At 70.9% G+C, this 22,121-nt stretch carries 21 protein-coding genes and 2 tRNA genes; 16 read left to right on the top strand and 7 right to left on the bottom strand.

Annotated features, from left to right (window positions below):
* Window positions 1–219 precede the first annotated feature (219 nt).
* Window positions 220–609 (top strand): RDD family protein, encoded by a 390-nt coding sequence (locus ACYVLJ_RS31735; RefSeq protein ID WP_460441465.1) that lies wholly within the window; start codon window positions 220–222, stop codon window positions 607–609.
* Between the two features lie 50 nt (window positions 610–659).
* On the opposite strand, the gene ACYVLJ_RS31730 is transcribed toward ACYVLJ_RS31735, so the two are convergent.
* Entirely contained in the window at window positions 660–1,388 is a 729-nt protein-coding gene (locus ACYVLJ_RS31730) for a DUF4191 domain-containing protein (RefSeq protein WP_451988710.1), read from the bottom strand.
* 65 nt (window positions 1,389–1,453) lie between these two features.
* Between ACYVLJ_RS31730 and ACYVLJ_RS31725 the strand changes: the two genes are divergently transcribed.
* From ACYVLJ_RS31725 to ACYVLJ_RS31700, 6 genes are all read left to right on the top strand, one after another.
* Window positions 1,454–3,538: an ATP-dependent DNA helicase UvrD2 gene (locus ACYVLJ_RS31725; protein ID WP_460441451.1), complete on the top strand. Its 2,085-nt coding sequence runs from the start codon at window positions 1,454–1,456 to the stop codon at window positions 3,536–3,538.
* 612 nt (window positions 3,539–4,150) lie between these two features.
* Window positions 4,151–4,408, top strand: coding sequence for a hypothetical protein (locus ACYVLJ_RS31720; protein ID WP_451988712.1), 258 nt, complete (start codon window positions 4,151–4,153; stop codon window positions 4,406–4,408).
* Window positions 4,409–4,558: 150 nt separating this feature from the next.
* Entirely contained in the window at window positions 4,559–4,915 is a 357-nt protein-coding gene (locus tag ACYVLJ_RS31715; protein WP_285999640.1) for a WhiB family transcriptional regulator, read from the top strand.
* Window positions 4,912–5,169 carry a hypothetical protein gene (locus tag ACYVLJ_RS31710; protein WP_451988713.1) on the top strand — a complete coding sequence of 86 codons (258 nt, stop codon included), beginning with the start codon at window positions 4,912–4,914 and terminating at the stop codon, window positions 5,167–5,169. The genes ACYVLJ_RS31715 and ACYVLJ_RS31710 overlap by 4 nt, the downstream gene beginning before the upstream one ends.
* A gap of 57 nt (window positions 5,170–5,226) precedes the next feature.
* On the top strand, window positions 5,227–6,090 hold the full coding sequence (locus ACYVLJ_RS31705; RefSeq protein WP_460441450.1) for a class I SAM-dependent methyltransferase: 864 nt from the start codon (window positions 5,227–5,229) through the stop codon (window positions 6,088–6,090).
* Window positions 6,087–6,272: a hypothetical protein gene (locus ACYVLJ_RS31700; RefSeq protein ID WP_460441449.1), complete on the top strand. Its 186-nt coding sequence runs from the start codon at window positions 6,087–6,089 to the stop codon at window positions 6,270–6,272. Before ACYVLJ_RS31705 ends, ACYVLJ_RS31700 begins: the two co-directional genes overlap by 4 nt.
* A 360-nt stretch (window positions 6,273–6,632) precedes the next feature.
* On the opposite strand, the gene ACYVLJ_RS31695 is transcribed toward ACYVLJ_RS31700, so the two are convergent.
* The 3 genes from ACYVLJ_RS31695 to ACYVLJ_RS31685 all read right to left on the bottom strand — a co-directional run bounded on the left by ACYVLJ_RS31695 (window position 6,633) and on the right by ACYVLJ_RS31685 (window position 10,130).
* On the bottom strand, window positions 6,633–7,517 hold the full coding sequence (locus ACYVLJ_RS31695; protein ID WP_460441464.1) for a hypothetical protein: 885 nt from the start codon (window positions 7,515–7,517) through the stop codon (window positions 6,633–6,635).
* Between the two features lie 162 nt (window positions 7,518–7,679).
* Window positions 7,680–8,981, bottom strand: coding sequence for an ABC1 kinase family protein (locus ACYVLJ_RS31690; protein WP_451988718.1), 1,302 nt, complete (start codon window positions 8,979–8,981; stop codon window positions 7,680–7,682).
* Window positions 8,982–9,083: 102 nt separating this feature from the next.
* Complete coding sequence (locus ACYVLJ_RS31685; RefSeq protein ID WP_460441448.1) at window positions 9,084–10,130, bottom strand: ThiF family adenylyltransferase; 1,047 nt, start codon at window positions 10,128–10,130, stop codon at window positions 9,084–9,086.
* Window positions 10,131–10,360: 230 nt separating this feature from the next.
* On the opposite strand from ACYVLJ_RS31685, the gene ACYVLJ_RS31680 reads away from it, so the two are divergent.
* On the top strand, window positions 10,361–10,870 hold the full coding sequence (locus tag ACYVLJ_RS31680; RefSeq protein ID WP_451982235.1) for a M48 metallopeptidase family protein: 510 nt from the start codon (window positions 10,361–10,363) through the stop codon (window positions 10,868–10,870).
* A gap of 131 nt (window positions 10,871–11,001) precedes the next feature.
* Here ACYVLJ_RS31680 and ACYVLJ_RS31675 read toward each other — a convergent pair whose 3' ends face one another.
* The gene (locus ACYVLJ_RS31675; RefSeq protein WP_460441447.1) at window positions 11,002–12,417 is read right to left on the bottom strand and encodes a zinc-dependent metalloprotease; all 1,416 of its coding nucleotides are present in this window, start codon (window positions 12,415–12,417) and stop codon (window positions 11,002–11,004) included.
* 172 nt (window positions 12,418–12,589) lie between these two features.
* On the opposite strand from ACYVLJ_RS31675, the gene ACYVLJ_RS31670 reads away from it, so the two are divergent.
* Entirely contained in the window at window positions 12,590–13,615 is a 1,026-nt protein-coding gene (locus ACYVLJ_RS31670; protein WP_460441463.1) for a YlbL family protein, read from the top strand.
* Here ACYVLJ_RS31670 and ACYVLJ_RS31665 read toward each other — a convergent pair.
* Entirely contained in the window at window positions 13,612–14,142 is a 531-nt protein-coding gene (locus tag ACYVLJ_RS31665; RefSeq protein WP_451982229.1) for a PPA1309 family protein, read from the bottom strand. The genes ACYVLJ_RS31670 and ACYVLJ_RS31665 overlap by 4 nt on opposite strands.
* Before the next feature lie 167 nt (window positions 14,143–14,309).
* Here ACYVLJ_RS31665 and ACYVLJ_RS31660 point away from each other — a divergent pair, with 167 nt between their 5' ends.
* A complete protein-coding gene (locus ACYVLJ_RS31660) occupies window positions 14,310–17,297 on the top strand; it encodes a UPF0182 family protein (RefSeq protein ID WP_451982262.1) in 2,988 nt (995 codons plus the stop codon).
* Window positions 17,298–17,364: 67 nt separating this feature from the next.
* Window positions 17,365–17,438: transfer RNA gene (locus ACYVLJ_RS31655), tRNA-Met, on the top strand.
* A 308-nt stretch (window positions 17,439–17,746) separates the two neighbouring features.
* Here the strand turns inward: ACYVLJ_RS31655 and ACYVLJ_RS31650 are convergent.
* On the bottom strand, window positions 17,747–17,896 hold the full coding sequence (locus tag ACYVLJ_RS31650) for a hypothetical protein (protein ID WP_460441446.1): 150 nt from the start codon (window positions 17,894–17,896) through the stop codon (window positions 17,747–17,749).
* 327 nt (window positions 17,897–18,223) lie between these two features.
* On the opposite strand from ACYVLJ_RS31650, the gene ACYVLJ_RS31645 reads away from it, so the two are divergent.
* The 5 genes from ACYVLJ_RS31645 to ftsX all read left to right on the top strand — a co-directional run bounded on the left by ACYVLJ_RS31645 (window position 18,224) and on the right by ftsX (window position 22,087).
* Window positions 18,224–18,300, top strand: a tRNA-Met gene (locus ACYVLJ_RS31645).
* Window positions 18,301–18,680: 380 nt separating this feature from the next.
* Window positions 18,681–19,181, top strand: coding sequence for a PadR family transcriptional regulator (locus tag ACYVLJ_RS31640; protein ID WP_451982226.1), 501 nt, complete (start codon window positions 18,681–18,683; stop codon window positions 19,179–19,181).
* 63 nt (window positions 19,182–19,244) lie between these two features.
* Window positions 19,245–20,342, top strand: coding sequence for a PCRF domain-containing protein (gene prfB / locus ACYVLJ_RS31635; RefSeq protein WP_460441445.1), 1,098 nt, complete (start codon window positions 19,245–19,247; stop codon window positions 20,340–20,342).
* Between the two features lie 115 nt (window positions 20,343–20,457).
* Window positions 20,458–21,147 (top strand): cell division ATP-binding protein FtsE, encoded by a 690-nt coding sequence (ftsE, locus tag ACYVLJ_RS31630; RefSeq protein ID WP_451982220.1) that lies wholly within the window; start codon window positions 20,458–20,460, stop codon window positions 21,145–21,147.
* A gap of 46 nt (window positions 21,148–21,193) precedes the next feature.
* The gene (gene ftsX / locus ACYVLJ_RS31625; protein ID WP_451982217.1) at window positions 21,194–22,087 is read left to right on the top strand and encodes a permease-like cell division protein FtsX; all 894 of its coding nucleotides are present in this window, start codon (window positions 21,194–21,196) and stop codon (window positions 22,085–22,087) included.
* The last annotated feature ends 34 nt before the right edge of the window (window positions 22,088–22,121 follow it).

The following is a 22,121-nucleotide window of genomic DNA, read 5'->3' as shown; positions in this document are numbered from 1 at the left end:
TCACGCTAAAAGTGCGGTGTTGCCCGACCGTCACCCATATGTTTCGCCGGTGTTAACGGGTGGTCGATTTCGGGTATCCGACCAGGTCGGATGTGGTCCGCGCCACCGGCATACCCTAGACGGGTGGCGAGATGGACCGGTGAATGGCTGCCCGGCACCGGCGAGGGCCGGCCGGGCACTGATCAAGAGGCCCCGCGTTGGCCGGGCGAGAAGTTCGGTTTGCCCGAATCAGGTGTCGGTTCGGCGGCGAGCGGCGGCGCCCGCCTGCTCGGGCTGATCCTCGACCTCGTGATCGCCGCCCTGGTCACGGCCATCTTCCTGCACCCGAGCCTGCAGGACCCGGCCGCGATGCAGAACTTCAACCTCTGGTCCGGCGGCGTCTGGGCGGTCATCTCGGTGATCTCCGCCGGCTTCTTCGGCTTCACCCCCGGCATGGGTGTCGTCGGCGTCCGCGTCGCCCGGCTCGACGGCGCCGCGCTGGTCGGGCCGCTGCGGGCGCTGGTGCGGGCGGCCCTGACGTTCGTCCTCGTCCCGGCCGCGGTCCGCAACGCCGACGGCCGCAGCTGGCTCGACCGGCTGACCGGCACGGTCGTCATCAGGATGCGCTGAACGACGAAGGCCCCGTCCGAACCGGACGGGGCCTTCGTCGTACGCGGGGGTCAGCGGCGGCGGATCGTGCGCTGGACGTTGCGCATCTTCGCGCCGGCGGGCATCGGGCCCTTCGGCATCGCCGCGCCGCGGTTGCCGAGCGCGGCCAGCTTCGCCTCGAGCGCGTCGACCTGGGCCGGCTTGAGGTTGCGCGGGAGCTTCATCAGGAAGCCCTGGAGCTTCTTCAGCGGGATCTGACCCTCTTCGTGGCCGATCGTCACGTCGTAGATCGGGGTGTCGCCGACCAAGCGGGAGACGCGCTTCTTCTCCTGGGCGAGCAGCGTCTTGACGCGGTGCTGCGCGCCCTCGGCGACGAGCACCACACCCGGGCCGCCGAGCACGCGGTGCACGGCGTCGAGCTGCGTCGTCGCGGCGACGGTCGGCGTCACCTTCCACTTGCCGCGCAGGTTCTCCAGCGCCCACGCCGCGGCGCCGGGCTGGCCGTCGGCCTTCGAATAGACCGTCTTCTGGACGCGGCGGCCGAAGATGATCATGGCGAGCAGGCCGCCGAGGATCAGGCCCAGCGGCAGCAGCACCCACTGCGAGTTGAAGAGGAACCCGATCCCGAACAGGACGCCGGCGACGACCACGATCGCGCCGACCATCCACGGGATGAGCCACGGGTCTTCCTTGCGCTGCATCTTGAAGGCTTCGAAGAGCTGGCCACGGCGTGCCTTGCTCGCCGCGCGCTTCTCCTTCTTGGCCTGCTTGGCCGCTTCCTTGTCCTGCTGTCCCGCCATATGACCAGGATACGGCCGCGTGCCCCTGCCCCGATTCCCCGTCCCCCTCTGCGAGGATGCCGGACGTGACCGGCGTACTTTCCCCCAAGAGCCTGAACCGTCTGCTCGATGGTCTCGACCCCGAGCAGCGCGCCGCCGCCAGTGCCCCGCGGGGCCCGGTCTGCGTGCTCGCCGGGGCCGGCACGGGCAAGACCCGCACGATCACCCACCGGATCGCGCACCTGGTGCGGTCGGGGCACGTCTCCGCCGGTCAGGTGCTCGCCGTCACCTTCACGACGCGTGCCGCGGGGGAGATGCGGACCCGGTTGCGCGGCCTCGGCGTCGACGCCGCGCAGGCCCTGACCTTCCACGCCGCCGCCCGCCGCCAGCTGCGGTACTTCTGGCCGCGCGTGGTCGGCGACCGGCCGTGGGACCTGATGGAGAACAAGCTGCGGTTTGTCGGCCAAGCCGCGAACCGGGCCAAGCTCGGCACCGAGATCGAGGTCCTGCGCGACCTGGCGAGCGAGATCGAGTGGGCCAAGGCGTCGCTGGTCAGCCCGGACGACTACCCGGCCGTCACCGCGCGCGCCCAGCGCGACATCCCGGCGCCGGCCGCGCAGATCGCGCAGGTTTACCGCACGTACGAAGAACTGAAGAACGCCGCGCAGGTGCTCGACTTCGACGACCTCCTGCTGCACACGACGGCGACGCTCGAGGAGCACGGCGTCGTCGCCGAGGAGTTCCGCGACCGCTACCGCTGCTTCGTCGTCGACGAGTACCAGGACGTCACGCCGCTGCAGCAGCGCCTGCTCGACGCGTGGCTCGGCGGCCGCGACGACCTGACCGTCGTCGGCGACGCGAACCAGACCATCTACTCCTTCGGTGGCGCGTCGCCGCGCCCGCTGCTCGAGTTCACCCGGCGCTACCCGGACGCCACCGTCGTCCGGCTCGAGCGCGACTACCGGTCGACACCCGAGGTCGTCGCGCTGGCGAACCGCGTGATCGGAGCCGCGCGCGGCCGGCCGGCGGGTTCGCGGCTGAAGCTGATCGGCCAGCGCCCGCCGGGCCCGGAGCCGCGCTTCGCCGAGTTCGACGACGAGGCCGTCGAGGCCGAAGCCGTCGCGCGGCGGGTGCGCGAGCTGCTGGACGGCGGGGTCGCGGCGAGCGAGATCGCCGTGCTGTACCGGGTCAACGCCCAGTCCGAGGCGTACGAGTCGGCGCTGACCGAGGCCGGCATCCCGTACCTGGTCCGCGGCGGCGAGCGGTTCTTCAACCGCACGGAAGTCCGGCAGGCGATGTCCGCGCTGCGGGCCGCGAGCGGCGACGGCAGCTCCGACCTGGTCACGACGGTGCGCTCGGTGCTCGCGCGCGTCGGGCTCACCGAGTCGCCGCCCGCCGGTGGTGCCGCGAAGGAGCGGTGGGACGCGCTCCTGGCGATCGTCGAGCTGGCCGAGGAGCTGGCGGCGCAGGTCGGGGACGCGGACCTGCCGCGCTTCTGCGCCGAGCTGGACCAGCGCGCGGCGGCCCAGCACCCGCCGACGGTCGAGGGCGTGACGCTGGCGTCCCTGCACGCGGCGAAGGGCCTGGAGTGGGACGCGGTGTTCCTGGTCGGCCTCGCCGAGGGGACGGTCCCGATCCTGCACGCGGGCGACGACGAAGCGGCGATCGAGGAGGAGCGCCGGCTGTTCTACGTCGGCGTGACGCGGGCCCGCGAGCACCTGTGGCTGTCGTGGGCGCTGGCCCGCACCCCGGGCGGCCGCCGCAACCGCCGCCGCAGCCGGTTCCTGTACGGCCTGATCCCCGAGGACCACCCGGCCGCCCGCGCGGCGCGTTCCCAGGCGAAGCCGTCGACGCCGATCAAGACCCGCTGCCGCGTCTGCGGCGGCCCGCTGCTGGAGACCCTCGAGGTGAAGCTGGGCCGCTGCGGCCGGTGCCCGTCTTCGGTGGACGAGGGCCTGCTGGAGCGCCTGAAGTCCTGGCGCGGCGACCGGGCCCGCGAGCTGAAGGTGCCGGCGTTCGTGGTGTTCACGGACGCGACCCTGATGGCGATCGCCGAGCAACGCCCGACGGACGAGTCGGCCCTGGTGTCGATCTCGGGAATCGGCGCGACGAAGCTCGAGCGCTTCGGCGCGGAGATCCTGGGCGTGGTCCGCGCGTCGGCCGCATCCTGACGGCTGGGGGTAGGCCGAGGCTTTGTCGTGCGACTCGTCGGGGCGTTGGTCGGCCGGTGGATTGGCGGGCATGGTCGGCGGGCCGGGCTCGCGGCGGTTGGCTTGGCCGGGGCTTTGGTACGAGCGCGGTCGGCGGGTCGGGCCTGTGGCGGGGTGGCTTGGCCGGGGTTTCGGTCGACGGGTGGTTTGGCGGGCGCGGTCGGCGGGCCGGACTCGCGGCGGTTGGCTTGGCCGGGGGCTTTGGTCGGCGGTGGTTCGTCGGGCGTCATCGGCGGGCCCGGGCCCGCAGCGGTTGGCAAGGCTCGATGGGTGGTTCGGGGAGCGGTGATCGTGCGACACTGGCCGCCCTCGCGGGTTCGCGTGGTGTCGGGCGCGCTTGCCGTGTGCTGCTGCGATGCCGGGTTGACCGCGTGCGAGCCATGATCGACGCGGCGAACCCGCTGCTCAGGGGCGATCTTCGTAACTTCGAGGATTTTCCCGTTAATTGAGTTGCCCCCATGTGGTGGGGAGCAATAACCTGCCAGTACCGAGCCCGAAGGGCTCGGCTGGGGATCCACTGGAAGCGCCGCTCGGCGGCCGTGTGTGCAGAGTACAGAAGGAGGTGCCGGTGAAATGATCAGCAACATGACGCTCACGAACCCGGGCACCCGTCTGTCCTGCGCCGCGGAAGTCGCGGCCGCTCCGCGCCCGGGCACCGCTGTGTCCGTGAGCGCGCACGAGATCCGTGGCATGCGTCGCGTCGAGCGTCGTTGGGCCACCGGTGTCGTCGTCTTCGGGACGCAGGGCGTTCTCGCCGCGTACTCGCAGGCCGATCTGCCGACCATCAAGCAGTTCCGTGTTCCGTTGTCGATACGGGAGCGAAGTTCCTGACCTAGTCAGGACACGAGGCTCACGAAGGCCGCGGAACCGGAAACCCCGGATCCGCGGCCTTCGTGTTTTTGGCTGCACAACCCAAGAGGACCAGCATTGCCCAGCTCCATCTCCCAACCGAAAACCCGTGCGACACAAGGAGGAACTGCCATGTCTTCGGCCATCGCCTACACCTCGGGTGAGGCAATATTCGCCGACCTGCTCGACCCGATCGCCGTGCCGGACGCGGCTCTGCCCTGCCGTTCGGGCGACGCGGACCTGTGGTTCGCCGAGTCCCCGGCCGAGCTCGAGCGCGCGAAGGCGCAGTGCGCCGACTGCCCGGTCCGCGAGGCCTGCCTCGCGGGTGCCCTGGCCCGGCGCGAGCCGTGGGGCGTCTGGGGCGGCGAGATCTTCGAGCGCGGCGTCGTGATCGCGCGCAAGCGGCCCCGTGGCCGTCCGCGCAAGAACGCCGCTGTCGAGCCCGCCGCGGCCAAGGCCGGCGGCGACCACCGGAGCGCCGCCGCATGAGCGTCGAACCGGTCACCGCGAAGGACTACGAAGCGCGGATGTGCCGTCCGCAGCTGCAACTGACGAAGACCGAGATCGAGGAGATCAGCGAGATGTTGCTTTACGAAGAACTGTCCAGGGCCCGAATACGGGATCTGGAAGAAGGGGTCCGCGCCCAGCGGGCCCGAGGTAGCGCGCGTGCCGTACGCCGCTGGACGCGAGTGGCCCGATGGGCGGCTCGGCGAGCGGAGCGGTACCAGCAGGACCAGTACTGAGCGCGAGGCCCCTGCCACCTCCGGGTGGTGGGGGCCTTGGTGCTGTTGAATGGGGTGATGTCCGTACACACCCACGACGACATCGACTGGGCGGACCGGCTCGCGCAGCTCCGGATGGCCGACGCCCTCGACGCCGACGCGCTCGCCCCCGTCGCGCGGCGGTTGCTCGGCGGACGGGCGACCGTGCTGGACGTCGGGTGCGGGGCAGGCGGGATGAGCGTGCTCTTCGCGCGTGAGCTCGCCCGCACGGGTGGGGGCACCGTCGTGCTCCTGGACGCCACGCCCGAACTGCTCGCCGAGGCGGAGCGGGCCGCGCGCGAGGCCGCCGGCGAGGACGTCGAGGTCGTGAGCGTGCACGGGGACCTCGCCGACCCGCGGCTGGGCGAACGGGTGCCCGCCGCCGACCTCGTGTGGGCGTCGGGCGTCGTGCACCACGTCGGTGACCAGCAGGTCGCCCTGCGCACTCTCGCCGGGTTGCTGCGGCCCGGCGGGACGCTCGCCATCGGCGAGGGCGGACTCGAAATGCGGTGCCTCCCTTGGGATCTCGGGGTCGGCCGGCCCGGGCTGGAGCAACGGCTGCTCGCCGCGCGGGTCGAGTGGTTCGCCGCGATGCGGGCCGGGCTGCCGGGCAGCGTCGCGATGCCCTACGGCTGGCCGCGCGCGCTTCGCGAGGCCGGGCTCGAGGACGTCGAGTCGTTCGGGGCGCTCATCGATCACCCCATGCCCGGGTCGGACCTGCTTCGCGAGTACGTCGTGCATCGCGTCGGATGGCTCGCCGAGTCGGTCAAGGACCGGCTCGACGCCGAGGACCGCGACGCCGTCGCCGCGCTGACCGACCCGGCCGGCCCGGACTTCCTGGGCCGCCGCGACGATCTCTTCCTGCTCGGCGCCAAGGCGATCCACTGTGGACGGTTGCGGTGAGCGCCCCGGAAGCGGTCGTGTGCACGCGGTGCGGGCGCACCCGCGGAGCCGACGAGGACCCGGCTACGGCGCTCGCCTGGGTTTCCAGTCGCGAGCGGGGTGCAGTGAGGTGGTTGTGCCCGGACTGCGCGCGGCAGCATGTTCGCGACATAGAAGGCAAGCTGCCCGACGAGTATTGGTGATCGATCCGCGCCGGGGAGGCTTGCCGAGGACGGCGGCGCACGCGATCACGAAGGCGACGCCGACCAGAACGGAACAGCTTCTGGCGACGGCGTAGCCGATCAGGAGCCTGCTGAGGTTGCCGGAAGCCGGCCGCGCCGGTGGATCGGCCGCCGTCTGGTGGGTGGCCGCGCGGCCGAGGAGCCGGGCCGGGCTCGCTGACGGATCAGCCGCGCGGTGGAGGGCATGGCTGATGAGGGGCCAGGCCGGCCGCGCCGATGGGTTGGGTGTGGCATCCCTGGACTGCAGGCGACCGCTGATGGTGCGGGCCAGCCAGCTGTTTGCCCACGCCGTCCTTGCCCAGGGTGTGGTGAGGTGCCGGGTCATGCTGCGTCGCCTATCGGGGTTGTGGGGATTGCGCGGACTCGGGGGCGTCTTGTGCGGGAGGCCTCGGCGAATGCCTGGGCCAGCTCTCGGGCCACCTCGCGGGGGACCTGGCGCAGCTGGCGGACCGTGCAGCGGACCAGCACGATGCCCGTTGCCGCCAACGCCAGGTGGCTGAAGCCGCCCGTGCCCGGGCCGCAGCGGTACTGCCAGGCCAGGCCGATCTCGTCCCACCAGGCGTCCGCATCGCCGATGCGGCGGCCTCGGCGGTCGCAGATCGTGACGTCCCAGATCGGGGGTGGGAGCCGGGCCGTGTCCAGGACCTGTGTTGCCAGGCCGTGGGCCTGGATCGGGCCTTCGTCCAGCTCGCGCAGCACCTTCCGGACCACCGCCGTGCCGCGCTGGGGGCCCGCGTCCAGCTCCGCCAGCAGCTCCTGCCGGTCGCACAGGCCCCAGTACAGCGGCAACGTCAGCAGGTGCCGGATCCGTGCCGGTTCGGGGGCGGACCTCGCCAGGTCGAGTGCGGCGCGGGCCGCCGGTGCGAACGGCAGGCCGTCGACCACCACCGGCGCCGGCATGCGGGCCGTGCGCGCCGCGCTGACGCCGTCGCACGCCGCGACCCGGCAGTAGCCGGGTACCAGCAGGCGTATCTCGTCGTCCGCCGGGCACTTCACGCCGTGGGCCTGCAGTGCGTCGGCGCCCGTGATCACCACCCTCGGCCCGTAGCGCGCCAGCGCGGCGTGCAGCAGCTGCTGCCGCGTCGGGGCGCTGTTGCGCAGCAGGACGACACCGGGGTGCAGGCGGCGCCACGGCCCGCCGGGGCCGCAGAGCCGCCGGGTTCTTCGATCCGACACCCCGGCCCTGCGCAACTGTTCGAGGCTCATCACCTCGCACGTGCCGGGGTTGCTGAGGGTCAGGGGATCAGTGCATTGAGTAGCAGCCATGCATCGAGCATGGCCGCTCGGCCAACCGGGTGGAACCCCATCCCCGCCACCTGTGGACAACTCGCCCGCATTCGGCCCCTCACGGCCCCACCTGTGGACAACTCAGGCGGCGAAGCCGGGCTGCCAGCGCTCCACGATTCCGCGGGCCGGGATCTCCGCGTCGAGCTGGCAGAGGATGCCCGTCGACCCCGCCGTGACGCGGTGGATCATCAGGTACTCCGGCGGCAGGTTCAGCGACCGCCCGACCCGGAAGTCGTTGCCGCGGCTGTCGCCGACCCGCCACGCCTGCTTCTGCATCCACCGGCGCGTGAAGTGGAACGTCGGCTTCGCCAGCGGCTCGGTGAACGGCGCCAGGTACGCGAGCACTTCGTCCGCGGTCAGGTCGCTGTCGGCGCGGATGAACCGGTTCTCCCGCAGCAGGCGCATCAGGTCGGCGGACTCGCCGTCGAGGGCCAGCCGCGTCATCTCGCCCAGGTGGCGGGGGATGCCGTCGGGCAGCCGGGCCACGCCGCCGAAGTCGATGACGCACAGCCGGTCGTCCTCGGTGATCATGAAGTTGCCCGGGTGCGGGTCCGAGTGCAACAGGTGGACGCGCTCGGGCGACGAGTAGTGGAACTCCGCCAGCAGCCGGCCGGCCAGGTTCCGGGTCTCGCGGTCGCCGTCCGCGATGACCTTGGACAACGGTGTGCCCGTGACCCACTCCGTCACGACGACCTTCGGCGCGCTGGCCACCACGCGCGGCACCAGGATGCCGGGGTCGCCGTCGAAGGCCTTCGCGAACGCGCGCTGGTGCTGGGCTTCGGCCTGGTAGTCGAGCTCCTCGTTCATCCGCTCGGCAAGCTCGGCCAGCAGCGGCTTGACCTCGGTGCCGGGCACGAACGCCTGGAACAGCCTGCTGAAGCGCTGCAGCTGCCGGAGGTCGCTGCGCAACGCCTCGTCGGCGCCCGGGTACTGGACCTTGACCGCGACCTCGCGTCCGTCGTGCCAGACCGCGCGGTGCACCTGGCCGATGCTCGCGGCCGCCGCCGGCTCGTCGTCGAACGAGGCGAACCGGCTGCTCCAGGTGCGGCCCAGCTGCTCGGCCAGCACCCGGTGGGTCTGCCGGGCCGACATCGGCGGTGCCGCGGCCTGCAGCTTCGTCAGGGCTTCGCGGTACGGCTTCGCCATGTCGTCCGGCACCGCCGCCTCGAAGACGCTCAACGCCTGCCCGAACTTCATCGCCCCGCCCTTGAGCGTGCCGAGCACCTCGAACAGCTGCTCCGCGGCCTTCGCCGAGAGCGTCGCGTTCACCTGCTCCGCGCTCTGGCCCGCCAGCCGCTTGCCCCAGCCGCCCACCGCCCGCCCGGCGATGCCGAGCGGCAGGCTGGCGAGCTTGGCGGTCCGGGCGGCACCCCGGCGCGGCATCGCGGTGTCACGATCGCTTGGGTCGCGGAAGTCCTCGGTCACACCGGCGATTCTGCCTTGCATCGTCGGCGGCGCGCAGCCTGCTGGCGCGGTGTCAGTGGCCTACGTCTCCTGTTGCACGGGCTGAGCACCGCAGCCGCACAGCGGGTGCGGGGGCCAGCCGCGGTGGCGGATGCGGCCGTCGAAGGCGTCGATCTCGAGGGTGGCGTTCCACGCCGGGGGTGGTGGTTCGGCCGGCGAGAACAGCCGCATGGCCTGGGCGACGGCCAGCGATGCGCAGGCGTGGACCGCGCCGAGGTCCGGCCGCTGGTGGCGGCCGGTGAGCTGGCCGGCGACGCGGGGCCAGCACGGGTCGAGGTCCGTCCGGTGCAGGTCGGCGCAGCGCAGGCACGAGCTGCGGCCCGGCATGACCAGCGGGCCGACGATGCCGGTGCCGTCGCGGACGCGCACGGGCAGGTGCGGGACGCCGTCCTCCATCAGCTCGGCGACGACTTCCGGGGCCGGCACGACGGCGTCGGTGAGCAGGGCCAGCTCCGGGTACCGGTCGTGCAGCCGCGTGACGCGGACCTCGGGGTCGACGCGGCGGAGCAGGTCGCCGAGGGCCTGCCGCCGCGGCCGGCCCAGGTCGGCCTCGGTGAAGCCGGTGCCGAGGTCGCGCTCGGTCACCGTGCCGGGCAGCTGCAGCTCGACGTGCCCGATCCCGGCGTTGGCCAGCAGCACGGCGGCCGCGACGGCCACCCGGCCGTCGCCGTGCACGGTGACCGCGGTGGCGCGGCGCCGGTCGGTCAGGGCGGTCTGGTGGTGGCGCGCCCGAAGCGACCAGAGCCCGGTTTCGCCGCGCAGACCGGGGCCGTCGGGCCGGCCGGCGTCGGTGACCAGGCCGAGCGCGGTCAGCTGCCGGAGCAGCGTCCGAAACTGGTCGCGGTGTTCGCTCTCGGCGAGCAAAAGCCGTTCGACGGGCTTGCTGCCGTCGAGGGCGCGCAGCCGATCGACCAGGGCGGCCGGCAGGCCTTCGACGATCACGCCGTGGCGCGGGTCGAGGCCGATCTGGATCTCGCGCGAGCCGCGGTCGAGCACGACCAGGCCCGGGAGCAGGGCGGGATGGGTGGGCAGGAGGACCGGTGGCATGTCCGCGGTGGAGAGGAACATGTCCGAAGAATGACACCCGGCCCCGTCCGCCGAGCCCGTGAAGACGCCGGAACGGCCGAGTTGTCCACAACCGGGAAAGCCTGTGGACAACTCGGGGCTGTGACCTCAATGCGCTCTGGATTGTCGGTGCCTGGCCTTACCGTTGTCGGGTGGTCGAAGCACGCATGCCCTCGCTGAGAGGCCCGGGGGAGACGAACCCCCCGTCGGACACACCCGGACACAAGGTCGAAGTGCGGCGCAGCCAGCGCCGGCACCGGACGGTCACCGCGTACTGGAAAGACGACACGCTCGTCGTGCTCATCCCGGCGCGGATGACCAGGGCGGAGGAGAAACACTGGGTCGCGGAGATGGAGCGCAAACTGCAGCGCTCGGAACCACGTCGGCCGGCGTCCCCGAAGACGTCGGACGAAGCCCTGCTGGCGCGCTGCGCAGTGCTGTCGGGCAAGTACCTGGGCGGCACCGCGGTGCCGGCGAGCGTCCGCTGGGTGCCGCCGATGCGCACGCGGTGGGCGTCCTGCACGCCGGTCGACGCGACCATCCGGGTCAGCGACCGGCTGCGCAAGGTCCCTCCGTGGGTGCTGGACTACGTGCTGGTGCACGAGCTGGCACACCTGCGCGAGCCCGGGCACGACGCGGCGTTCTGGACGCTGGTGCGGCGGTACCCGAAGACCGAGCGGGCGATGGGCTACCTGGAGGGGCTGTCGGCCGCCGCGGGCTGGGGGATCGAGGCCGAGGACTGAGCGGGTGAGGTGGCCGGGGTGGCTTGTGGGCCGCCCCGGTCGCGTTTGCCGGCAGCCGAACTTCCCCGGACAGCGGAGAGCCGGTGGCCCGCGTGCGGATCACCGGCTCTCCGGAAGACGGGGCTTGAGGCTTACGCCCGGGTCTCGCCCTCCTCGGGCGGGGTGTCCTTGCCCTTCTCGTCCGAAGCGTCGGAAGCTTCCGAGGACGCCGGAGACTCCGAGGACTCCGAAGCCGAGCGCTCGGCCTGCTCGGTGCGCTCCAGTTCGGCGATCGGGTCCAGACCGTCGAGCGAATCAGCGGCCCCCACCCGCTCCGCGAAGTCGATCGGCTCGTCCAGGTCCTCGGCCGTCGGCATCAGGTCCGGGTGGGACCAGAGGCCGTCGCGCTTCTCCAGGCCGTGGCGGTCGCCCACCAGCTTCCACAGGGCCGACGCGGCCCGCATGCGGCGGGGGCGCAGCTCCAAGCCGACCAGCGTGGCGAACGTCTGCTCGGCCGGGCCGCCCGTCGCGCGGCGGCGGCGCAGTGTTTCGCGCAGGGCGTCCGCGCCCGGCAAGCGGTCGCCGACCGCTTCCGCCACCACGACGTCGACCCAGCCCTCGACCAGGGCGAGCAGCGTCTCCAGGCGGTTCAGCGCGGCCTTCTGCTCGTCCGTCGTCTGGGGCTCGAGCAGGCCCGAGGACATCGCCTCTTCGATGCTCGCCGGGTTGGCGGGGTCGATCCGGCCCGCCAGGGACTCGAGCGCGGACGTGTCCACCGTGATGCCGCGGGCGAACTCCTCGACCGTCGCCAGCAGCCGCTGGCGCAGCCACGGCACGTGCGTGAACAGGCGCTGGTGCGCGGCTTCGCGCGCGGCCAGGAACACCAGGATCTCGCTGTTCGGCAGTTCCAGGCCCTCGGCGAACTTCTCGATGTTCGCCGGCAGCAGCGCCGACGTCCCGGCCGGGGCCAGCGGCAGGCCGATCTCCGACGCGGTCAGCATCTCCTGCGCGAGCTGGGCCAGCGCGCCGCCGAGCTGGGAGCCGAACGCCATCCCGCCCATCTGCCCCATCATCTGCAGCAGCGGGCCGGCGGCCTGCTTGGCCTCCTCCGGCAGCGCCTGCATCCAGGCGCCCGAGATCTGCTGCGCGACCGGGTCGCAGAGCCGCTGCCACGTCGGCAGCGTCTTCTCGACCCAGGTGCGCGGCGACCAGGCCACCGCCGACGTCGCGCCGGCCGGCAGGATCGTCGCCGGGTCGAGCCACAGCTCGGCCAGGTGGGCGGCGTCGCGCACGGCGGCGTTCGAGTCGTCGCCGCCGCGGAAGCCGAGGTGGCTCTCGCCGGTGTTGCCGGCGCTGCCGAGGTTCTGCAGGGCGATCTGCTTGGCGAGGTCGTAGTTCACCGGCCCGCTGGAGCTGCCGGCCTGGCTGAGCATCTGGCCCAGCTGGCTCAGCATCTGCCCGAGCTGGTTGAAGGCCTCGGCGCCGGACTGCTGCCCGCCTTCCGAGGGGTCGTTCTCACCTCGTTTGTCGGGATCGGAAGGTCCGAAGCCGAACGGGGGTTTGCTCATGTGTCCACCGTACGCGGGTCGGGAAGGCTCCAGCGCGTCGTGTGCGTGGCCTTCACCGAGAAGCGAACGCGGTCACCGTACGCTGTCGGGCGTGACCAAGTCCTCCGAGCAGACCGCGCCCGCGAAGAGCAGCCCGGATCCCGGCGCCGAGCCCGCCGGTGAGTCCCGGCGGATGACCCGCCGCGGCTGGACGCTCGTGGTCAGCGGCACGCTCTTCGTCGTCTTCGTGGTGCTGGGCCTGGTCGTGCCGGTGCCGTTCGTGGCCATCAGCCCCGGCCCGACCTACGACACGCTGGGTCGCGACGCCGCGGGCAACCCCGTCATCCAGGTGACCGGCCACGAAACCCACCCGACGACGGGCGAGCTGCGGATGACGACCGTCTCGCTGCACGACGGCGTCACCCTCTTCCAGGGCCTCGGCTTCTGGGCCAGCGGCCGCTACGCGCTCGCGCCGCGCGAGGAGTACTTCAAGCCGGGCGAGACGAACGAGCAGGTCAAGCAGGAGAACATCCAGCAGCTGCAGGACTCGCAGTCCAACGCCCAGGTCGCCGCCCTGCGCAAGCTGGGCTACCCGATCAAGGTGCTGGCGAAGCAGATCGTCTCCGGCAGCCCGGCCGACCACGTGCTCTCCCCGGGCGACCGGCTGATCACGGTGAACGGCAAGAAGATCGCCGAGGCCGCCGACGTCCGGGCCGCGCTGGCCGGCACGCAGCCGGGCCAGACCGTGCAGATCACCTTCCAGGCGGACGGCCAGCCCGAGCGGACCGTGCCGCTCACGCTCGCCGCGCGTTCGGACCGCAAGGAGGGCTTCATCGGGCTCACCGCGACCGACCGCGCCGAGGCGCCCTTCAACGTCAACATCTCGCTGCAGGACGTCGGCGGCCCGTCGGCCGGGCTGATGTTCACCCTCGCGATCATCGACCGGCTCAAGGGCGACGACATCGCGGGCGGGCGGCACATCGCCGGCACCGGCGAGATCACCGAGACCGGCGAGGTCGACCCGATCGGCGGGATCTCGTTCAAGGTCGTCGGCGCGCGCGAAGCCGGCGCCACCGACTTCCTGGTGCCCGAGCACAACTGCGCCGAAGCCAAGACGAGCGCGCCCGACGGGCTCAACCTCATCAAGGTGTCCACACTGGACGACGCGCTCACGCAGCTGGCCAACCTGAAGGCCGGGCGGCCGACGGCGTCCTGCTAGGGCAGCAGGGTCGCCTTGAGCGCTTCGACGAGGTTCGGTGCGAGGTCCGGGCTTTCGATGATTTCGTCGACCGGCTCCTCGGCCCCGGTCCCGCGCAGCCGCATCACGCACGCGCCGTCGCCGTCGCGCAGGACCGCGGCCACCAGCCGGGCCTCCGTCCGCTGCGGGTGGTCGGCGGCCGCGCGCCGCAGGCTCTCCGCGTCGGCTTCCGCGACGTCCGGCAGTTCCGACTCCGACCCCGGCGGCAGCACGATGATCTCCTGCGCCAGCGCGCACCCGATCACCAGATCGGGCCACGCGATCCGAGCCAGCGCCTCGGCGAGGTCACCCTCGGGCAGGGCCTCCTGCGCCACCGGCGTCAGCGGGTTCGCGCGGTCCAGCTGCCCGGCCAGCTCCGGCTGCTCGTCCAGCAGCGCCGCCGTCGGCACCAGCGCGAACAGCTGCGGCGGCTGGTCCCAGCCGGCCGCGGCCATGAAGTCCTCGATCTCGCGGGCGAGAGCGGCCACGCCGGCCTGCTGCGGTTCCATGCGCACATCGTGGCAGGCGGGTCCGCGCGACGCCGCCGCGAGTCCGGTTTGGGCGGGTCCCGGGAACTTCACCCGGCATCCGTAGAGTTAGGGAATCAGGGGGCGCGTGCGCCCCTGCTCGAGTGCTGACGAAGACAGGAGCGTGTGCCGTGGCGAGTCGGCCCCCGGTGAGCCTGCCGAAGCTGTCCCGGCGGAGCCGGATCCTCCTCATCATCGCCGCGGTGATCGTGCTGGCGCTCCTGCTCGGGGCCCGCTTGCTCGACACCTACGTCGACTGGCTGTGGTACGGCGAGGTCGGTGCGCGTTCGGTGTTCACCACCCAGGTGGTGACTCGCATCGTGCTCTTCTTCGCCGTCGGGCTGCTCGTGGGCGGGGCGCTCGCGGTCAGCCTGATGATCGCCTACCGGACGCGCCCGGTGTTCGTGCCGATCTCCGGCGCCGACGACCCGCTGGCCCGCTACCGGTCCGCGATCGTCGCCCGGATCCGCCTCTTCGGCATCGGCATCCCGACGCTGACCGGCCTCATCGCCGGCCTGTCCGCCCAGGGCGACTGGCAGGTCGTGCAGCTGTTCCTCAACGGCACGTCGTTCGGCCAGACCGATCCCGAGTTCGGCAACGACGTCGGCTTCTACGCCTTCGACCTGCCGTTCCTGAACTGGCTCCTCGGCTGGCTGTTCATCACGGTCGTCATCTCCTTCTTCGGCGCCCTGATCGCGCACTACGTCTTCGGCGGCATCCGGCTGGCGGGCAAGGGCGGCCAGCTCGCCGGCCCGACGCGCGCGCAGCTCGCCATCACCGTCGGCATCTTCGTGCTCTTGAAGGCGGCCGAGTACTTCGTCGACCGGTACAACCTGCTGCTGTCCGACCGCGGCCAGCCGCTGTTCATCGGCGCGACCTACACCGACCTGAACGCGGTCCTGCCGGCGAAGCTGATCCTGTTGTGCATCTCGGTGATCTGCGCGATCGCGTTCTTCGCCGGGGCCTTCCTGCGCAACCTGCAGCTGCCGGCGATCGCGCTCGTGCTGCTGATCCTCTCGAGCATCCTCGTCGGCGTCGCGTGGCCCGCGATCCTCGACCAGTTCTCGGTCAAACCGAACGCGAACGAGAAGGAAGCCACGTCGATCCAGCGGAACATGGACGCCACCCGCCGGGCCTTCGGGCTCACGGACGTCCAGTACCAGCCGTACAACGGGGCTTCGTCCGCCACGCCGGACCAGCTGAAGGCCGACACCGGGACGATGTCGAACATCCGGCTGCTCGACCCGAACATCCTCTCCGACACCTTCACCCAGCGCGTCGGCCGCGAGAACTTCTACGGCTTCCCGGCCAAGCTGGACATCGACCGCTACACCGTCGGCGGCGTCACGCAGGACTACATCGTCGCCGCGAAGGAGATCAAGACCGAGGGCCTGACCGGCAACCAGACCAGCTGGATCAACAAGCACCTCGTCTACACGCACGGCAACGGCTTCGTGGCCGCGCCCGCGAACACGATCGACCGCGCGGTGAAGGACGCCAACTCCGACGGCGGCTACCCGATCGCGACCACGAGCGACACCCAGAACCCGACGGGGGCCGGTTCGCCCGGCCCGAACCAGCCGGGCATCGAGGTCAAGGAACCCCGGATCTACTACGGGGAACTGTCCGCCGCGGACTCCGACTACGCGATCGTCGGCGGCACCTCCGGCAACGCGCCCGGCGAGTACGACACCACCACCGACCGCTACACCTACAAGGGCAGCGGCGGCGTCTCGGTCGACAACTGGTTCAACCGCCTCGCCTTCGCGGCCGAGTACGGCGAACGCAACATCCTGTTCTCCGACGCCATCGGCGACAACTCGAAGATCATGTACAACCGCGACCCGCGCGAGCGCGTCAGCAAGGTCGCGCCGTGGCTGACCCTCGACGGCGACCCGTACCCCGCGGTCGTCGACGGCAAGATCCAGTGGATCATCGACGGCTACACGACGATCAACAACTTCCCGTATTCGCAGCAGACCCAGCTCGGCGCGGCGACCAACGACTCGCTCAACGGCGTCGCGCGGCAGGCGAACAGCTCGATCAACTACATCCGCAACTCGGTCAAGGCCACCGTCGACGCCTTCAACGGCACCGTGACCCTGTACTCGATCGACGACAAGGAACCCGTCCTCAACGCGTGGGAGAAGGTCTTCCCCGGGCTGGTGAAGCCGAGCTCCGACATCTCCCCGGACCTGCGGGCGCACTTCCGCTACCCGGAGGACCTCTTCAAGATCCAGCGTGAGCTGCTGTCGCGCTACCACGTCAGCAACCCGCAGGAGTTCTACTCGCAGCAGGCGTTCTGGAGCGTCCCGCAGGACCCGACGGCCGAGGGCGGCTCGAACCCGGCGGCGGCCGGCGCGGCCAACCAGCCCGGCTACTACGTCCTCGCGGACACGCCCGGCCAGAGCAAACCGACGTTCCAGCTGACCAGTTCGCTCACCGGCCTGCAACGGCAGTACCTCGCGTCCTGGATGTCGGTCTCGTCCGACCCGAACGACTACGGGAAGATCCGCGTCCTCCAGCTACCCAGCGCGGCCACCGGAGCCACGCAGGTCGACGGCCCGGTCCAGGTCCAGAACCGGTTCCAGAGCGATCCACGGGTGGCGCAGGACCGGACGCTGTTCAACAACCCCAACGTCATCCCGATCTACGGCAACCTGATCACGCTGCCGGTCGCCCAGGGCTTCCTGTACGTCGAGCCCGTGTACATCCGGCAGCGCAACCAGAACAGCTACCCGCAGCTGGCCCGCGTCCTCGTCTCGTACGGGCCGAAGGTCGGCTACGGCGCGACGCTGCAGGAAGCCCTCGACCAGATCTTCGGCGCCGGCACCGGCGAGGCGACGACCACACCACCCCAGGCGGGCCAGCCCACCACGACGCCGCCGACGACACCCACCACCACCCCGACCACCACACCACCCAACACGGGCGGCGGCAACGCGGCGCTCGACAAGGCCGTGACCGACATCCAGTCGGCCATCGCCAAGCTCCGGGCGGCGCAGCAGTCGGGCAACTTCAGCGACCAGGGCGCGGCGCTGGCGGCCCTGGACGCGGCGGCCAAGGAATACGAATCCGCCAAGGCCGCGGCGCCGAGCAGCGGTGCCCCGCCGTCCAGCACCCAGCCTGGCGGGTGACGTCACTTACCTTCGAGGCACCTGCTTTGCACCCGTCGGAAACCAGGGCGTAAGGTAGGTGTCACGACGCGGGGTGGAGCAGCTCGGTAGCTCGCTGGGCTCATAACCCAGAGGTCGCAGGTTCAAATCCTGTCCCCGCTACGGATGTGGGAGGCGTGTGCTCGCGGAAATCGCGGGCCGCGCCTCCTTCGCATTTGCCCCGGGGGTCGAACCCCCGGACCCCCGCCAGGGGGCTTCGCCGCCCTGGACCCCCTGCGGGTGGTTGCCTTCGTGGTGAGTCCGCGGTCGTCAGTGGTTGAGCGTGCGGGTGGACCGGCGGGCTTGTCGGGTGGGTCAGGGGAGTGCGTTCGCTCGCTTCATCCTGACGTCCGGGTGGGACGGTTGCCGCAGGGGCGTCGTCAGCCGGACGAATCTTCCACTGTGGAAGCCGTCGCTCACTGAGCCGCTGGTCAGCGGGAAGTCGGGAGGCGGGCTTGCGCCGCGCCGAAGCGCTCGTGGACCGCCTGAACCGGTCGGCTGACCGTTGTGACCTGCTCGGCCAGGCGCTCCAGTGCGGCCTGGGCCTGGGGGATGTCCACCTGGTGGGGTGCCGGGATCATCGCGAGGTGCCCGTCCGCGACGGTCGTGCACGACCGCCTTCCGCCCGGTCCGGTTGAGCACGGCGAGGGGGACGGAGGCAAAGGGCCCTGGCCAGGCAGGACGCTCGACGAGATGGCGACCCGGACGTAGCGGGGCTCCGCCGAGGACCGGCGGCCGTCCGGGCCGGTGGGGGAGTGGGACGCCGTCGCGCACGGTGCGCGGTCCGAGAGCGTCCTCATCGGAGCACCGCGGGGGCTCGAAGTGGCGTAACGCCTGGTCAGCCGCTTGGGGGACCCCGCCGTAAACGGGGTGGAAGCAGCGTGTAATCTATTCAAGTACCACAACGGCGCGGGGTGGAGCAGCTCGGTAGCTCGCTGGGCTCATAACCCAGAGGTCGCAGGTTCAAATCCTGTCCCCGCTACCACCAAGAGGCGCGTTCCCTGAAAAATCGGGGAACGCGCCTCTTTTGTCATGTCCGTACGGTTTTCGGTGCCGACTTTTCCGTGAATTCGTCGAACCGCTGCGGATCCCACGATGTGAACCCGTTCGCGGGTGGTTGCCCTGTGTGTCCGGAGTCGGCCAAGCCGGGGAGCGCCGCCCGTCGGACTCACCTGCCTGGAGGTGCCGGGGCCGTTCCCGTGCGGCTGGTCGGACCAATGCGTGGCCACCGTGGTTGCGCAGCGTGTCCGGGGTCCACAGTGGACCTGGTCGCATTGGGCCGAACGAGGGGATCTCACTAGCCACAATGGACAGATCCGCTGACCACTGTGGACACAGCGGCCGATAAGTGGGAATCTAGGGGGCGTGTCCGAATTGAATGCAACAGCCGCCGCCCTGCTCGGTCTGCTCCACGACGGTCCCGCCACCGGCGGGCAGCTCGTCGCGGGAGCGGGTGAGCGTTTCGGCGCCTTCTTCAGCGTCACCCGCAGCCAGGTGTACCGGGAGCTCCCGGCGCTGTCCAAGGAAGGCCTCGTCCGGCTCGGCAAGCAGGGCCCGCGCTCCAGCCAGCAGTACCTGATCACCGCCGCCGGCAAGAAGGCCTTCAAGGCCTGGCTGACCTCCGAGGCCGGCCCCGACCACCTGCGCAGCCCGCTCATCCTGCGGCTCGTGCACGCGGGGTCGCTGACGGCCAAGCAGCGCCAGACGCTGCTCGAGGCCGCCCGCGCCAGCTACGGCCAGCAGCTCGACGACGCGAAGGCGGCCACCAAGGCGGCCGACGGGCCGTACGAGAAGGCCGTGGCCGAGTTCGCCCAAGCGCAGGCCAAGGCCGCGCTGAAGCTGCTCGACGCCATTCCCGCGGCCTGAGGTTCGCGCACCCACGACCGGTCCTCGCAACCGGTCGTGGGTTTTGCCGTAACCTTGACAAACGTGAGTGATGAGTTCGACGCGGCACTGAAGGACCTGGCCGGCAAGCTGACGCAGATCGAGTCGGTGATGGACCTGGATGCGCTGCGTGCCCAGGTGGCCGACCTGGAGCAGCAGGCTTCGAGCCCGACGCTCTGGGACGACCCGGAGGCGGCGCAGAAGGTCACCAGCCAGCTGTCCCACCGGCAGGGCGAGCTGCGCCGGGTCTCCGACCTGCGCCAGCGGCTCGACGACCTGGGCGTGCTGTACGAGCTCGCCGAGGCCGAGGGCGACTCCGGCAGCATGGGCGAGGCCGAGGCCGAACTCGCCGACCTCGGCAAGGCCATCGACGGCCTCGAGGTCCGCACCCTGCTCTCGGGCGAGTACGACGACCGCAACGCCGTCGTCACCATCCGCTCCGAGGCCGGCGGCGTCGACGCGGCCGACTTCGCCGAGATGCTGCTCCGCATGTACCTGCGCTGGGCGGAGCGCCACGGCTACCCGACCGACGTCTACGACATCTCCTACGCCGAAGAGGCGGGGATCAAATCGGCGACGTTCAAGGTGAGCGCCCCCTACGTCTACGGCACCCTCTCGGTCGAGCAGGGCACCCACCGGCTCGTCCGGATCTCGCCGTTCGACAACCAGAGCCGCCGCCAGACGTCGTTCGCGCACGTCGAGGTGCTGCCCGAGGTCGAAGAGGTCGACCACGTCGACATCCCGGAAAAGGACATCCGGGTCGACGTCTACCGCTCGTCGGGCCCCGGTGGCCAGAGCGTCAACACGACCGACAGTGCGGTGCGCATCACGCACATCCCGACGAACATCGTCGTCTCCTGCCAGAACGAGAAGTCGCAGCTGCAGAACAAGGCGGCCGCGATGAAGGTCCTCCAGGCGCGGCTGCTGCAGCGCAAGAAGGAGGAGGAGCGCAAGGAGATGGACGCGCTCAAGGACGGCGGCTCCAGCTGGGGCAACCAGATGCGCTCCTACGTGCTGCACCCGTACCAGATGGTCAAGGACCTGCGGACCGAGTTCGAGGTGGGCAACCCGACCGCGGTGCTCGACGGCGACATCGACGGCTTCCTCGACGCCGGGATCCGCTGGCGGAAGCAGAGCAGCTAGGCCGGTCGGCGCGCGGTGTTCGGCCGACCGCTCACCGTGCGCAAACGACCCTTGCTCCACCCGGGTGGACCGGGCAACCGGGGCTTCACGAGACCGGTGGGTAGTATGCCGAATCGTGATCCGGCTCGAAGAGGTTTCCAAGGTCTACAAGACCTCGACGCGGCCCGCGCTCGAGCGGGTGTCCGTCGACATCGACAAGGGTGAGTTCGTCTTCCTCATCGGTCCCTCGGGATCGGGGAAGTCGACCTTCCTCCGGCTGCTGCTGCGCGAAGAGACGCCGAGCAAGGGCCGCGTGATGGTGTCCAACTTCGACGTCGCCAAGCTGGCCCGCCGCCGGGTCCCCCGCCTGCGGCAGACCATCGGCTGCGTCTTCCAGGACTTCCGCCTGCTGGCCAACAAGACCGTCGCGGAGAACGTCGCGTTCGCCCTCGAGGTCATCGGCAAGCCCGGCCCGACCATCAAGAAGGTCGTGCCCGAGGTGCTCGAGCTCGTCGGCCTCGACGGCAAGGCCGACCGGCTGCCCAACGAGCTCTCCGGTGGTGAGCAGCAGCGCGTCGCGATCGCGCGCGCGTTCGTGAACCGGCCGCTGGTGCTGCTCGCCGACGAGCCGACCGGGAACCTGGACCCCGACACCAGCCAGGACATCATGCTGCTGCTGGAGCGGATCAACCGCACCGGCACGACCGTCCTGATGGCCACCCACGATCACTCCATCGTGGACTCCATGCGGCGCCGCGTGGTCGAGCTGCAGCTCGGCCGGGTGATCCGCGACGACGCCCGCGGCGTCTACGGCATCGGTCGCTGACCCACCCCGCCCGAACCACCCCGACCCCCAAGGACCTGACCCCGACATGCGCGCAAGTTTCGTCTTCAGCGAGGTAATCACCGGCCTGCGCCGGAACGTCACGATGACCATCGCGATGATCCTGACCACGGCCGTGTCGCTCGCCATGCTCGGCGGCGGTCTCCTGGCCGTGCGCACGATCGACAAGATGAAGTCCAACTTCCTCGCCGACGTCGAGGTTTCCGTCTACCTCACCGACGACATCAGCGCGACCGACAAGAACTGCACGCAGTCGCTGTGCCAGTCGCTGCGCTCTTCCCTGCAGAGCAACGACGGTGTCGAGTCGGTCGTGTTCGAGAACCGCGACCAGGCCTTCGACCGGTTCAAGAAGATCTTCGAGAGCCAGCCGGAGCTCATCCAGCTGACCGGGCCGGAGTCGCTGCCCGCGTCGCTGCACGTGAAGCTGAAGGACCCGGACCGCAGCGACGCGATCGTGCAGGAGTACGGCACCAAGCCGGGCGTGCGGAAGGTCGACGACCAGAAGAAGTTCCTGGACCGCGTGTTCAACGCCTTCAACGGCGTCCGGAACATGGCCTTCGGCGCCGCGCTCATCATGGCCATCGCGGCGCTGCTGCTGATCGCCAACACGATCCAGGTGTCCGCGTTCACCCGGCGCACCGAGGTCGGCATCATGCGGCTCGTCGGCGCGACGCGGTGGTACACGCAGTTGCCGTTCCTCCTGGAGGCGGTGGTCGCCGGCGTGTTCGGTGCGGTCATCGGGATCATCATGTTGATCATCACGAAGGCCGGCTTCCTCGACTCCGTGTTCACCGGTGACGTGTTCCCGAAGATCACCACGCTGGAGCTGCTGTTCCCGGTGGCGCCGATCCTGCTCGCGGTGTCCGTGGTGATTTCCGCCATCACCGGTTACGTCACGCTGCGCCTGTACGTCCGGCACTAGCGTTTAACCAGCTGCTTGTCGTTTCCGGAATCAC

Source organism: Amycolatopsis stemonae (genome assembly GCF_054781455.1).
Note: the sequence above shows the minus strand (reverse complement) of the source record. Positions and strands in the feature narration are given on the sequence as shown.

What these genes read in the sequence shown, in the direction of transcription:
- ACYVLJ_RS31730 (WP_451988710.1), bottom strand. Translation starts at nt 1,388, where the DNA reads ATGGCGGGACAGCAGGACAAGGAAGCGGCCAAGCAGGCCAAGAAGGAG.
- ACYVLJ_RS31720 (WP_451988712.1), top strand. Translation starts at nt 4,151, where the DNA reads ATGATCAGCAACATGACGCTCACGAACCCGGGCACCCGTCTGTCCTGC.
- ACYVLJ_RS31715 (WP_285999640.1), top strand. Translation starts at nt 4,559, where the DNA reads ATGTCTTCGGCCATCGCCTACACCTCGGGTGAGGCAATATTCGCCGAC.
- ACYVLJ_RS31710 (WP_451988713.1), top strand. Translation starts at nt 4,912, where the DNA reads ATGAGCGTCGAACCGGTCACCGCGAAGGACTACGAAGCGCGGATGTGC.
- ACYVLJ_RS31705 (WP_460441450.1), top strand. Translation starts at nt 5,227, where the DNA reads ATGTCCGTACACACCCACGACGACATCGACTGGGCGGACCGGCTCGCG.
- ACYVLJ_RS31695 (WP_460441464.1), bottom strand. Translation starts at nt 7,517, where the DNA reads ATGAGCCTCGAACAGTTGCGCAGGGCCGGGGTGTCGGATCGAAGAACC.
- ACYVLJ_RS31690 (WP_451988718.1), bottom strand. Translation starts at nt 8,981, where the DNA reads ATGCCGCGCCGGGGTGCCGCCCGGACCGCCAAGCTCGCCAGCCTGCCG.
- ACYVLJ_RS31685 (WP_460441448.1), bottom strand. Translation starts at nt 10,130, where the DNA reads ATGTTCCTCTCCACCGCGGACATGCCACCGGTCCTCCTGCCCACCCAT.
- ACYVLJ_RS31675 (WP_460441447.1), bottom strand. Translation starts at nt 12,417, where the DNA reads ATGAGCAAACCCCCGTTCGGCTTCGGACCTTCCGATCCCGACAAACGA.
- ACYVLJ_RS31670 (WP_460441463.1), top strand. Translation starts at nt 12,590, where the DNA reads ATGACCCGCCGCGGCTGGACGCTCGTGGTCAGCGGCACGCTCTTCGTC.
- ACYVLJ_RS31665 (WP_451982229.1), bottom strand. Translation starts at nt 14,142, where the DNA reads ATGGAACCGCAGCAGGCCGGCGTGGCCGCTCTCGCCCGCGAGATCGAG.
- ACYVLJ_RS31650 (WP_460441446.1), bottom strand. Translation starts at nt 17,896, where the DNA reads ATGATCCCGGCACCCCACCAGGTGGACATCCCCCAGGCCCAGGCCGCA.
- ftsX (WP_451982217.1), top strand. Translation starts at nt 21,194, where the DNA reads ATGCGCGCAAGTTTCGTCTTCAGCGAGGTAATCACCGGCCTGCGCCGG.